This window comes from Pseudoalteromonas sp. S1727 (assembly GCF_005886375.1).
Taxonomy (GTDB): domain Bacteria; phylum Pseudomonadota; class Gammaproteobacteria; order Enterobacterales; family Alteromonadaceae; genus Pseudoalteromonas; species Pseudoalteromonas haloplanktis.
In genome coordinates this window covers 1-13654 of record NZ_PNDT01000132.1, presented here as the reverse complement: position 1 = coordinate 13654, position 13654 = coordinate 1, and the positions used below count along the sequence as shown (strand labels likewise).

The following is a 13654-nucleotide window of genomic DNA, read 5'->3' as shown; positions in this document are numbered from 1 at the left end:
AACGCCGGCTCCTACGATAAATTTAAACCCTGTAGGAAATGGCTTTAGCCATGAATTTTATAAACAACACGGCATTAAGCGCCATCTACATTTTAAACACAGGTGCTCGGTTTTAGGCTCTAGTTCCTAGTCACTTCCCTAGAACCTATCCCTTTAGGCACGCTTCCGCCCCTAGGTTACAGTTCCTACGTTCTGATCAGTTTATTCAAATTGTAAAATACAAAATCTTTTGCGGTGGCAAGCCACCTTATAGCTTATAGCTTATAGCTTATAGCTTATAGCTTATAGCTTATAGCTTACAGCTATTATCCTACTTTCTTCACTTCGCGATTATCTACGCTCATTTCTATTTGTTGGTTAAGTAGATTTACTAACAAAATACTGCGCATATCGCCGTCTGGCTCTTTAAATATTGCCTGCACATCTTTGAACGAGCCATTATTTAGGTACACCAAATCACCAGACTGCGGTAAATTGCTGTCACATTGGTTTAGCTCAAAGTTCTTTAATTCGTTGATGAGTTGCTCAGGTACTATTTGGTAGGTCGCGCCATAAGTTACAAAACCGCTGATGCCACGAGTATTTTTTACCGCAGAAAAATTGCCAGTTGTTGCATTTAAGCGAACAAATAAGTAATTGGGAAATACTGCGGATTGCTTAAAAGTACGGCGACCTTTAATGAGTTGATGTTTTTCTAATTGCGGAAAAAACGCTTCAATCCCTTGGTTTTGCAAATTAATTTGAGCGCGAGCTTCTTGCTTTGATTTACAAAATAATAAGTACCAACTATCCATATCAATCCCTTTAATACTGACTTTGTGCCTGATAATTATTTTTATTTTGCCACAGACGGCGGGGATTATACGTGTTCAATTGCTATGGTGTCTATAAAAACCCCATTAAAAGTTTTCATGTTTTGCATCGAGTGTGTAGCAGGTTATTTTTAATTCGGGGGGAGGCTTTCAACAAGTTAACAATTACTTGGATTGAAAGCCTTTTAGGTAGGTTATTCTTCACTCGATACTGGTTGGTGTTTTTCTATCCAATACCACAAAATGAATTGCACTAGTAAAAGTAGTCCATACGCAACATTTAGAGCAACGGCTATTCCTACACCATTACTTGACGGTATCAGTAAATATGAAAATGCCAATACAGTTACAGCCCATAAAAAATTCAACGCAAAGCCAAACCAAGCTTTATTGGTTGCAGGCCAATAACTCCCAAATGCTGCATTCAGTGAATATAAGATAACGCAAGGTATTAGGTAGTTAAATATTTCGCTGGCATTAATATAGTATTCTTCACCAGCTAGTTTTAATATGAGCCCTTTGCAGATAAACAAAAAAGCTACTACAACGGTAGAAAAAATTAAGTTAGCGCCCATTATATTCATAACATTTACATTACCACCTTTCTTTGAAAGCGTTGATATGTAATAACCTGATAAGGAGCTAGGAATAAAAATGGCTACCAAATAAACTTGATATACCCATGAAAAATAAGCAATTTCTTCTTTTGAACTATTAAACTCGTTGAGTAACCCTAAGGTCATAGTTATTGCTGGCGCAACCATCATTGCGCCAAGGATAGAAGGAGCACTTAAGCTTTTAAAAATCTTAAATACACTTTTATCTATACAGAAAAAAAACCGCCAATTAATCGCCAGTTGAGATTTAAAAAACAACTCAAAAGTACCAAATGCATTAAAAAGTAATCGAAATACTGCAACCGCGAGCAAGCCTCCAATTACGGCATATGTATCAACCAAATAGATAGCAAGTGGCAAAAACAATATAAAGGTAACAATTGAATAGGCAAATAAGGTTTTATATTTTGAAGAGCCATAAAGAGCACCTTCATATACACCACTAAACCCAATCAGGGTCATCAAAGCAACAAACAGTATAAAAAAACTATTATCTGAGGATATATCAACCAGCTCACCTTTCAAATAGGGTAAGGTTAGTAAAAACAATCCTAAAACTAATAAAAAGGTAAAGCTAATGCTAGCGCACAAAGTTTTACTTTTTAGAGTTATATCATCAGCATACTTTGAAAACACAGTGTTTGTAGTAACTGAGCAACCAAATGCAACAAATGTCGCCAAGCTTGATACAATACTCAGTAAATATGAAAACTCTCCAAACTCACTGCCTGTTAATAACTTTACTGCGATAAAGTTTATTAACAGTAATGAACCACGCGAAACAACCCCATAACCTACTGAGTAAACGACATTTAAATTCACATTTCACACCATTAGCTAATAGAAGCTATTTTAATCTGACAAAACATCACAGATGCGCTGACATGCTTGGCCGTCACCATACGGATTATGAGCGCGGCTCATTGCTTTATAGGCTGCGTCATCCGTTAGTAACTCATTTAGTGCGGTGGTAATTTTTGCTACGTCTGTGCCAACTAATTTAACTGTACCAGCCTCTACTGCTTCTGGGCGCTCTGTTGTATCACGCATTACCAGTACCGGCTTACCTAAGCTTGGCGCTTCTTCTTGTATGCCACCTGAATCTGTTAAAATAATGTGTGAACGATTCATTAAGTATACAAATGGTAAGTACTGCTGTGGTTCGATTAAATGTACGTTATCTACATCTTTTAAAATACGCTTTACGGGCTCTTGTACATTTGGGTTTAAATGCACTGGATAAAGTATTTGTGTATTTGGATGAGTTTTAGCTGTTTGTGCGAGCGCTTCACAAATACGCTCAAACCCGCCACCAAAACTTTCGCGACGATGGCCCGTAACCAAAATTAGTTTTTTACTTTCGTCAAGCATAGGAAATTGTGATGCTAATGTGTTGCTCAGCTGCGCATCATCTTCTATTTGTTGCTTAACTAATAGTAAAGCATCAATAACCGTGTTACCGGTTACATATATATTTTCCTCTGCGTAATTTTCTTTCAGCAAGTTCGCTTTTGAGGTATCCGTTGGTGCAAAGTGGAACTTAGTTAAAGCCCCTGTTAATTTACGGTTACCTTCCTCTGGCCAAGGTGAGTAAATATTACCTGTACGTAAGCCTGCTTCTACGTGGCCTACTGCTATTTGCTCATAATACGCAGCTAAGCTCGCTGCAAAAGTTGTTGCGGTATCACCATGCACAAGCACTACATCTGGTTTGAACTCTTTAAGTACGGGTGTTAGCTCTTGTAAAATACGGCTTGTTACTTCTGGCAGTGTTTGCCCTGCTTTCATTAAGTTTAAGTCGTACTCTGGGGTGATTTTAAACAGCTCTAGTACTTGGTCTAGCATTTCACGATGCTGTGCCGTTACACATACTTTAGCATCAAAGCGGCTATCGTTAGCTAGGGCGTGTACAAGAGGTGCCATTTTAATGGCTTCTGGGCGGGTACCAAATACTGTTAATACTTTCACTTTTGAATCACTTTTTTAATTAATGGATTAAAAATCTCATTTACGTTTAAACCTAATTTGTCTGAATATAATTGGCAAACCTTTTTGGTTCGATCGTTTATATCAAAGCTAGACTCGATTTTATTGCGCGCATTAGTCGCTAGTAGATCTGCAAAATCAGGATCATCCAGCAGTTTTTCAAGGCATTGAACTAAACCATCAACGTCTTTCGCCTCAAATAACAAGCCATCAAATTGATCTTTTACTAGGTGATTATTCCCTTGAATATTTGAAACCACACAAGGTAACTTTGTTGACTGTGCTTCAAGTATTGCTAAAGGCATACCCTCCCATAATGAGGGCAATACAAACACATCAAACTCACGTAATTGTTCTGCAATGTCGTCCTTCCAACCTAACAATTTAATATGTTGCTGCGCTTGTGCTTCGTGAATAATCTCTTTTAATGATTCCTCTAACTCACCACCGCCTATAAATCTTATTTCGAAGTCATTTCTACTAGAGAACAACTTGACTCCTGCTTTAGCTAAAGTGAGGGGATCTTTCTGTGGCCATAAGCGACCAACCATCCCAATCACTTTTCTATTATTTTTATCGTTTTCAGCCGAAGGGGAAAACTTATCAATGTTAACACCGTTAGCAATAACACAAACATTAGATTCTTTCGTTTTTAATTGATTAACCGCAATATCTTTATCATCTTGATGCAGGCAAATTACTTTATCACTAAACTTACTTCCCATATATTCCATAACAAAATAGAGTGCCTTTGCAAATTTACTTTGTGCTGCTGGGAATGAAAAACCATGTACCGTATGTACAACCATAGGAACGCCAGCCAGTTTTGCTGCAATACGCCCCAACACGCCTGTTTTCGAGGAGTGAGTGTGAACCACATCGAACTTTTCTTTTTTGCACAGTTTATACAACTTATAAAACGCTTTTAAGTCATTAACTAAACTAATTTCACGTACTAAAGAATCGATAAAAATTGATTTAATACCAACACTGTCAGCATATTTTGTTAGCTCACCACTTTCTTTATAAATTAAATACCGGTCAACACTTTGACTATTCAAGCGGATCAGCTCTTCAAAACTAACTCGTTGAACACCTGTCATAAGTGGTAATAATTGCACGTGAGCAATCTTCATTTAATTTCTCCATCAAGATTGGGAGGCTTTGTTACCCAATGATACATAAATATAAGTAAAGGAACTAAAAAAGGATAAAAATTCTGCCTGTAGCGTATCGCTGAACCTGGGTTAAAAATTCCAAATGGGTAATGAACTAGCAACAGCCAAAATAAGCTAAAAAATAACACACCAAATGCGATAAAGTTGAACTTGTAAGATAGGAGCTTATAAATTTGTCCAAAATACAAAAACACAAAAACAAGCATTATTACAAGGCTTTCTAGAAAAAAGACTGCCCATACAGGTCTAGTGATCGTTTCATTAATCGTTGGCCCCCAGAAGCTTAAAAACATGCCGTGCAGCATACCTCGAAAGAAGTCGCCTTCATTTACAAAGTAAATATTCTCTCTGGTCGACTTTGCATTTTCAGGATCAAAATGTGAATACATATTGAGCGTAACTAAATCAATATATTCACTAACTGAAACAAGCAAAGCGAATTGTACAATAAAAATGCATAAAAAAAGTAATATAGAAAGATAAGCGTTAAGTCTAAATTTAATCAATAGATATAAATAAATGGCAACACTAATAATGGCAACAAAGTATTGAGGTTTGAAAATCAATAAAAGATAGCAAAAAAACAAAAGTAAAACTTTGCTTACCTTCTCTCTTTTATCAATCATGTTAATAAGTAATACTGCAAAGTAGCTCATGAATAAAGTCGCGATGGCTTCTTTTGAGTGTATAGAGGTCCAAATCAAGTAGGATGGCATTAAATTCAAAAGAATAAATATATATAACAACCACTTATTTCTAAACACGTCTCTCTTTTTTAATGCATTAAAAGAAATCACAACGCCTATAAAACTTAAAATCATGGCAGGGAAGTGATAAAGCGGTGGTTGTAAATATTTTACAATTGCCCCTGTAAATTCCATCAATGCTGTTGACGAGTACAGAACTGAAGCACTAAAAGTAAGTGTTGACTCTAAATACCTATGACTATCTCCTAACTGAGATACTTTTGAATAACCAAACTCTGCGATAAAAATAAATAAAAATTTAATTATAAACAGATAAAAAAGCACCGCATTTTGTTTATAAGATATTTTCATTTTTTAATTAAAGCAAGGTAAGTCGGTTTTAAAAATTGATCAAAATAGTTTAAATAGTATTTTTTCCAACATTCACCTGCATTCTCACCTAGCTCTAAAATGTTATTTCTATTGCTATCATTCTCTAACCAGTCAAGTAACTCTTCAAGTTCATTGAGTGAGTCACCAATCACCCAGCCACTGTTATTGAGCGTAACTTTCTCGCCTGGTGGAGTCCCTTTAGAAGTAATTAACGGCTTAGATAAAAATAAATGCTCGTAATATTTGTTTGGTGATGCATAAATATGGTTTGGGTTAGACAAGTAGTACAAGCCTAGCAATACATCGCTACTGGACATCAGTTCAATTGCTTTTTCATGATCAACAGAACCGTAAAAAAACACATTATTATGCTTGGTTTCTTTAAACAGCTGCTCACAACCGCCAAAGCCTGCTATATGAAGCTCTATACGTCGCCCTTCAATCGCCTTAAGAATATTTTCTAACCCTCGGCAATTTGACTCTAATACACCGACGTAACAAATTTTTATGGGCTTGTTTACTTCAACGTCTTTGTTTTTAAGAAACTGATTGTTCGGTACATTTTCTATTATGTGAATATTGCTTGCTGATGAAAAGCCGTGCTGCTTAATGCGTTTTTTATCTACTAAAATAATATCGTTTGCATACTTTGCAACTAAAGACTCTAATTTACATGCAACAGTTCTGGCAACACCATTAAGGTTCCGTGAATCAGCAAAATGATCATATACCTCATATATATATTGAGATTTAAAAAGCATTTTAGCCAACATGGCGACCATGCTGGTATCTAAATCAATAGCATGAATTACAGTAATATCTTTTCGGTGGTTACGAATATAACTTAATATAAATTTAAACCATCCTAGGTAACCTAAGAGGCTTTTTAGCTTGGCGCCGTAAGTCGCTTTTCTAGTATAAAAAGTTGTATTCTCTTGCTTTTCAGGCTCTCGGTTACGAGGCCAATAGAGCACATGATATTCAATATTCTCTCGCTCTAGCAGGGTAATATACTTGTTAATTCTTGAGTCAAACTTTATGTCAGCCGATCTAATTAATAAAACCATTTTTTACCTATAGTATTTTATCTAGGAGCACTTTTAAGTTCTTTGTATAAACCCAAGCATGCTGAATAAAATGACAGTAGAATAGAAAAAAGGCACAGAATATTAATAGTGAAAACCACTCAGGGACTGCAAAATACTCAAAGCTTAAACCTAGTAGCATAAATAATGTGGCGAAGATAACAAGTATCAACAATGCTTGCCTGTCACTAAACCCCAAACGCATAAATATATGGTGGATATGATCTCTATCAGCTTTGAATGGAGATTCTTTCTTTTTCACTCTGCGATACATAATTGCAATCATGTCCATTAAAGGCAGAGCAAGCAGATACAAGGCTGTAACAGGTCTAAAAAGTGACTCTCTGCCATCTGGTAGTTCTAAAGACAACACTATCAACCAAGTAATTAAAAAGCCGACCAGCATCGAGCCTGCATCACCCATAAACACTTTATTTTTAAATACTTTAAATGGGTTAATATTAAAAAATAAATACACCGAAAGCGCGACAATCATTGCTATGCAAATTGAAAGTATTGTTATATTTGAATTGGTATATGCGATTGCTGCTATTCCTATTAACGATACTATCGAAGAGCCACCAACTAAACCATCAATTCCATCCAGCATATTAAAAGCATTGATCGCAGCAACTACTGCTATGATAGTGAACACAATACCAAACACACCTAATGAAATATTACCAAACCCCAAGATATTACCTAGGTAAGATATATAGTGCCCTTGATAAAAAATTAAGCTAATTGTCAAGACTGACTGAAAAAACAACCTGATAGTGACACTTAGATCATATTTATCATCGAGTACACCTAATAATACAATCCCCATTGCCACTAAAAATAGCGAGAGCAATTCATTAGTAATAGGCCCAATAATGAGCAAGCTCGAAAAGGCACCAACAAAAACACAGATACCACCAATTAACGGTACCATTCCATCATGGAGCTTACGTTCATTTGGTTTATCCAACAAACCAATACTCAAAGAAACTCGTTTCATGATAATCAGTGAAAAAAGTGTAACTAATGATGAATAAATAATAAGACTCAATTTTTTGTCCTTGCAAACATTTTAAATGAGTGGAACAGAAAGCCAAATAACATACCTATAAATGCACCTACCACAATGATCAAAACACGCTTTGGCGAACTCGGTTTTTCAACAACGATGGGGGGATCTAGGGTTTTTAAAACATACTCATCTCTTACATTCGCTAACATTTTCTTTTGTAATTGTTGTTCGATTAAATTATAGATAGCCCCTTTAACCTGGCTAACATTTGTATTTTTAATTGATTCTTCTAAAAATTTAATATTTTTATCAGCCTCATTTATATCACGAATCTTCATTTGGCTATTTAACTCTGAGACCAAGTTTACAAGCATTTGTTGAGCAATGATTGGTGAGTAATGATTTATTGAAACTGTAATAAAACCAGTTGTTTTTTCAGTTGAAATTGTTAACGTATTTTTTTTGAAATACTTAAACATTTCCTGTAAAGATGGTTCTTTAGATGAACCATCTTCATTTTCGAGCCATTTTGATTCAGCCGCTATATAGTCTGAGTCAAATATAGGTGTATTCTCTTTTTTATTCCAACCGGTGTGAGCCATTAGTTCATCTTGATAAGAAAACTTCTCTATGAAGTTTGATATAAACTGATAACTTCTTAAAATTTCAAGACCTTCATTAACTTGCCCTGAGCCTGAGTCATTTAAATTTATACCCGCAAGAGATGCAACACCGCCTAATTGAGATGATAGCCCATCTAGCAACCCACTATTTTTACTTTCATTAGGGGCAAGTATTGTTGATGATGTATAGATATCAGCTCGTGTAAAAGCAAACAATACAGCAATAAGTGCAAATACAATACCTGAAATAAAAATACTCCATTTGCCTTTGCATATAAAGTTTAATACGTCTCTTAGGTCTACTTCCTGCTCTTCGAGCTTATATGTATCTTTCACTATTGCCGCCTATATACTACTAATCGCAGCAACTGCTACACCAAGTTGATAAACGATCTGTGTGGCTGTGCTCCACAGAGTAAGGTTATCCATGTAATCTGAGTTAAGCGGTACTACAATAGTATCACCAGCTTCTATTAGTTGAGTATCACTCACTGCAAACCAACTACCGCTATCTGGAATTTTAACTGAGCCGTTTGCCTTGATTATGTATATACGCTCATCATCAGCACGCTCTTTTAGGCCGCCACTTAAAGCAATGTACTCTTCAAAACCAGTTCCTGGTTTATATAAATGTGAAGTCGCGTAATTTACCTCGCCAATGACGCTTATCGAATCTCGTTTACTTGGTACATATAAAGCATCGCCATCTTGTAGTACTAAGCGCTGTTTGTTCTCTACAATTAAAGGTAAGTCAATAACCAAACGCCCTACTGCTTCTACATTTGCCAAGTCATTCAATAGTTTATTCATTTCATCATAAGACAGTGAGTTACTGCCGACAGAGTTTTCAAAGCTTTTTTGTGCGATATCTCGGCGTAATTCTTCTGATAACTTAGCAAGTTGCTGCTGCTCTTGTTTGCGAATAGATTCTCTAGTAAAAATCGCTGCGTTTTCTTCTGCAAACTCTGAAAAGCCGCCAGCCCTTTGCAATAGATCAGTTAATGTTTCTCCGCGGCGAATAGTGTAAGTACCTGGAAACTTAACTTCACCTCTAAGCTCTACTTTTACATTTTCTTGCCAATTTGGAATTGAAAAGATATTTAAGCTGTCTTTGCTTCGAAGAATACGATTTTCACCAATCTCTCCAAGTATTGCTTTATGCAAGTTAAACTTAATATGTTCGACTTTTGATGCATCTCCAGCAACTACACGGGTAATTTCAGCTTGTTCTGTATAAGCTGATTCAAGCAACCCACCCGCAGCTATGATAAGTTCATTAACTTCACTACCTCTCGTTAGCGGGTAAATACCAGGATAAGTAACATGACCGTTAATTTCGACTAACTGCATTCCTTGAGTAATATTTGCCTGAAGTTTTAATTTTGCAATTACTGGTTTTAATAGGTTATTCCGACTAAATAACGCGTAGTCTTCTGGTTGTAGTTTCTGTTTTTCTTTTTCAGCTTTACGTTTTGAAATTTCTGCAATAGTTAAAGCCGATTTGTTATCGAGTTCTGTATCTAAATCTTCAACTGAAACACCAATGTATTTTTCAAACTCTTGTTGCTGATATTTATGCCACTGCTTGGTTTTTAGCTGTAATGCTTGTTGTTCTGCTGTCAGTGCCATGTTTTCGAGCGCCAACTCTTCGGCTTCTTTTTCTTCAAAGCGGCTAAATATAAGCAGTTTATCATTTGCTTGTAACTCTAAGTCGTGCGGTTGCGCTTCTACAATTGCTTGTGCAACATCGAATTGATGCACTTCAATATCACCTGAAATATTGACTTCACGAACCAACAACGCATAACTAAGGTCAGCTTGCGGTAATAAATCTCCGCGGACGGAGGTAAACACGTCTGATATACGTTTACCTTGATGCCACTGGTAATGTCCAGGACGAGCAACAGCACCAATGACACTAATTGAGTTTTGGTACTGTAGACTAACTGGGTTAAAACGGATGCGGTCGCCATCGCGTGGGGTGTAAGCAATTTGTTTGGCTGCAAAATTGACCGATAATATCTCTTTTGCATTATGATTATTAAAGCGTTCAACAATTGCTTTTTGTGCGTAAGCTTGTGGTTTTAAACCACCAGCCATTTTTAGCAGATCCTGTGCGCTTTCATTATCTTTTATCTCGAATATTGCAGGACGCTTAACTAATCCTTCTACAGCTACTTGTGAGCCTACCGGCGGGATAAATACCACATCGCCTGGTTTTAAGATGATATCGTTTCGGCTATCCCCTTTAATAAGCAAATCATAAAGGTCAAAATTTGTAACGACTTTACCTGCGCGCTTTACTTGAATATTACGCAGCGATGCAATCTCTGATACACCACCACTAATAAAAAGTGCATGCGATACTGTAGTTAAGGACGACACGCTATAGCTACCTGGCTTATGTGCCTCACCTAGCACTAATATACGCATGCTGCGTAACTGCCCTAGTGATACAAACGCTTTAACACCAATTACTTCTTGCTCTACTTTTGCTTTAATAAGTTGTTTTATTTCGCCAAAAGTTAAGCCTGCAACCTCTACGGGGCTTAAGTTTGGTATATTGAGCCGACCTTCGCGATCAACATTCACTTCGTAACTTTCACTTTCTTTACCGTAGAAATTAATTTTTAATTGATCGCCACGGCCTATTAAATAAGTCTCTGGTACTGCAGCATTTTCACTAGGCATAAACGTACTTGGCTCACCTGCGAACAGCTCATAACCAAATGGTTTTATTTCATCTTGTTTTGGTTTAAAACGTTCTTCGTCAGTTAATACTGGCTCAGGAGCTTCTTCGCGAGACTGAATAGTTGGTACTTCTTCTTGTACTGAACTAGATGCTGCTTTTCCGGTTATTGTTGATAAGTCAACACCATACTGTCTTGCTAGCGCTTCTTGTTGCGCCTTTGGCAACTTTTTAAATTGCTCAATCTGCGATGCACTTGGGGTAAATGCCATTGCAGTAGCTGTTGTAAACAGTAGAAAAGTTATTAAAAATCGTTTAAAAAGCATCACAAGTCAGTTTATCCCTAGAACCACAGCAAAAAGATTGGCTATTCTACATTATTTAGCTACAAATAAAAAAGGGACTTTCGTCCCTTTATTTCACTTAAATGTCATTTAACTAGAGGAAACTGTTAAAAACTGTAAACCAATGTCAATGAGGTTTCTGTATCAGTACTTTCTTTGTCATCTGCAACATCTGAGTTGTTGGTGATGTTATAAGCAACTTTCATTTGTAATGAACCGTTGATTTTAGCTAGAAGTGCTGTTTCTGAACGCGTTTTAGTGTTGGTATCACCATATTCAACGGCAACTAACTGAGTAAACTTAGCGTTGTCAGAAATCTGCCAATTGTAATCTAATTTACCTAATGCGATTACTTCACCTTCACTCTCACCTGCATTTGAAATACCGTTATCATCAACGCTACCCTCAGGGAATTCAAAATACTTATAACCAGGACCAATCTCTGCGTTTAACCACATGTCAGCACGGTCTAATAAACGTTGACCGTAACCTGCTGAAATTACAGACTCATTACGGTAAGCGCCAAAGTAATCAGATACATATGAACCATAAATATATAAATGAGAGTGCTCTTCATTTAACTTATAGTTACCTTGCGCTGATAATGAGTACTTTTCATTCGTGCGTTGCGTTTCTTTCACACCAGCAGCATTTTCGACTTCGTCTTCTTTATAAAGACCATCGATTTTGTATTCATTATTCCAGTTTTCTAGGTTATGTAACGCCTTGATACCACCCTTTAGAGTAGTTGTTTCAGTGTTACCGCTGGTGATAATAGCACCTAACTCACTGGTAATGTCCCATGTTTGAGTTTCTTCAGCGAATGCGTTAGTTGCAGCAGATGCTGCAACTAAAATTGATAAAAGCTTTAATTTCATTAAAAAATAACCTTAGCTACTTGGGTTGATTAGTTTTGCTTGTGCAAATGAACATCCATTTGTGGGAATGGAATAGTAATATCAGCATCATCTAGTGAAATTTTGATGTTTTCCATTAGATCAAAATAGGTTGGCCAGTAGTCTGTAGAGTTAACCCAAGGGCGTACCACAAAGTTAACGCTTGAATCAGCCAGTTCTAACACTGCCACTGTATATGCTGGATCTTTTAAAATACGCGGCTCTTTATCCAATACAGATTTAAGAACTTCTTTGGCTTGGCGTAAATCTGCATCATAGCCAACACCGATAACTAAATCGATACGACGTGTTTTTTCACGAGAGAAGTTAACGATTGGGCCAGACATGATTGATGAGTTAGGCATGATGATAACTTTGTTATCTGGTGTACGTAATTCAGTTGAGAAGATTTCGATTTTATGAACACTACCCATTTTGCCACCAGCTTCAATAAAGTCACCAGATTTGAATGGGCGTAATAAGATAATAAGTACACCTGATGCGAAATTAGATAGTGAGCCTTGTAACGCTAAACCAACAGCTAAACCTGCAGCACCTAAAATTGCAATGAATGAAGTTGTTTCAATGCCAATCTGAGAAAGTGCCATTAAGATAGTTGCCATAAATACAATGGCGTAAACAATGCTTGATACAAATGAACCAACAGCCTTGTCTACTTTTTTCTTCTCGAATGCTTTTTCTGTTAAGTTTGAACAAAATTTTGCAACCCGACCACCCAGTAAAAAGATCACCAATGCAATTACAGCTTGAATGCCGTAATGTAAGATCAAACCTGAGTTTTCGTTTATCCAGTTAAGTATTGTATCCATTATCACTCCTGATATTCAGTATTAAGCAGTTTGCTGGTTAAATTATATCTGATTTTAATTTATTATTTCATTAATTTATGTATTTAAATATTAAACATAGCTTTTAGTATTGTTTTTATTTTACCTTACCAGATAAAAAAACGATTTAAAAACCCCCGCACTGAGTGTTTTATAAACAAAATTGAAAAAAATTAAATTTTTTTCACTTTTTTTGCCCTGAACCCTTCACAACATTTATTATTTTATGTATTATCCGCGCCACACCAAACGAGGTGTGTTGTGGCGGTTGTAGCTCAGTTGGTAGAGCCCCGGATTGTGATTCCGGTTGTCGCGGGTTCAAGCCCCGTCAATCGCCCCATTTTTCCCTTCTTAGTAATTCAAATTTTCTTAAACCTCCCTCTACTTGTAAACTTTTTTTATCTAACTTATTTTTATCTGCTTGCTGAATTATTAGCACCGATTAGCTTTAGCATAGAGCTCGAATCCATAACATCATTCACGGC

The 13654-nt window shown here is 36.5% G+C and carries 11 protein-coding genes and 1 tRNA gene; 1 reads left to right on the top strand and 11 read right to left on the bottom strand.

Translation table 11 applies throughout. The features are described from left to right. Window positions 1–305: 305 nt before the first annotated feature. The 11 genes from rfaH to CWB85_RS20580 form a co-directional block, all read right to left on the bottom strand. Entirely contained in the window at window positions 306–794 is a 489-nt protein-coding gene (gene rfaH / locus CWB85_RS20630; protein WP_138555912.1) for a transcription/translation regulatory transformer protein RfaH, read from the bottom strand. A gap of 212 nt (window positions 795–1006) precedes the next feature. Then, a complete protein-coding gene (locus CWB85_RS20625; RefSeq protein WP_138555911.1) occupies window positions 1007–2251 on the bottom strand; it encodes an MATE family efflux transporter in 1245 nt (414 codons plus the stop codon). A gap of 30 nt (window positions 2252–2281) precedes the next feature. Then, entirely contained in the window at window positions 2282–3397 is a 1116-nt protein-coding gene (gene wecB, locus CWB85_RS20620) for a non-hydrolyzing UDP-N-acetylglucosamine 2-epimerase (RefSeq protein ID WP_016710640.1), read from the bottom strand. Next, on the bottom strand, window positions 3394–4536 hold the full coding sequence (locus CWB85_RS20615) for a glycosyltransferase family 4 protein (protein ID WP_171039045.1): 1143 nt from the start codon (window positions 4534–4536) through the stop codon (window positions 3394–3396). Before CWB85_RS20615 ends, wecB begins: the two co-directional genes overlap by 4 nt. 11 nt (window positions 4537–4547) lie before the next feature. Beyond that, window positions 4548–5474, bottom strand: a complete 927-nt coding sequence (locus CWB85_RS20610; protein ID WP_138555909.1) for a hypothetical protein — start codon at window positions 5472–5474, stop codon at window positions 4548–4550. A gap of 173 nt (window positions 5475–5647) precedes the next feature. Next, complete coding sequence (locus tag CWB85_RS20605; protein WP_138555908.1) at window positions 5648–6739, bottom strand: glycosyltransferase; 1092 nt, start codon at window positions 6737–6739, stop codon at window positions 5648–5650. Window positions 6740–6746: 7 nt separating this feature from the next. Beyond that, a complete protein-coding gene (gene wecA, locus CWB85_RS20600) occupies window positions 6747–7808 on the bottom strand; it encodes a UDP-N-acetylglucosamine--undecaprenyl-phosphate N-acetylglucosaminephosphotransferase (RefSeq protein ID WP_138555907.1) in 1062 nt (353 codons plus the stop codon). Continuing rightward, a complete protein-coding gene (locus CWB85_RS20595) occupies window positions 7805–8728 on the bottom strand; it encodes a Wzz/FepE/Etk N-terminal domain-containing protein (RefSeq protein ID WP_016710645.1) in 924 nt (307 codons plus the stop codon). Before CWB85_RS20595 ends, wecA begins: the two co-directional genes overlap by 4 nt. A gap of 9 nt (window positions 8729–8737) precedes the next feature. Then, on the bottom strand, window positions 8738–11407 hold the full coding sequence (locus tag CWB85_RS20590) for an SLBB domain-containing protein (protein WP_502705320.1): 2670 nt from the start codon (window positions 11405–11407) through the stop codon (window positions 8738–8740). A gap of 125 nt (window positions 11408–11532) precedes the next feature. Further along, window positions 11533–12303 (bottom strand): DUF481 domain-containing protein, encoded by a 771-nt coding sequence (locus CWB85_RS20585; RefSeq protein ID WP_016710647.1) that lies wholly within the window; start codon window positions 12301–12303, stop codon window positions 11533–11535. A gap of 29 nt (window positions 12304–12332) precedes the next feature. Next, window positions 12333–13151, bottom strand: a complete 819-nt coding sequence (locus CWB85_RS20580) for a mechanosensitive ion channel family protein (protein WP_138555905.1) — start codon at window positions 13149–13151, stop codon at window positions 12333–12335. Window positions 13152–13433: 282 nt separating this feature from the next. Here CWB85_RS20580 and CWB85_RS20575 point away from each other — a divergent pair. After that, a tRNA-His gene (locus CWB85_RS20575) sits at window positions 13434–13509 on the top strand. Window positions 13510–13654 lie beyond the last annotated feature (145 nt).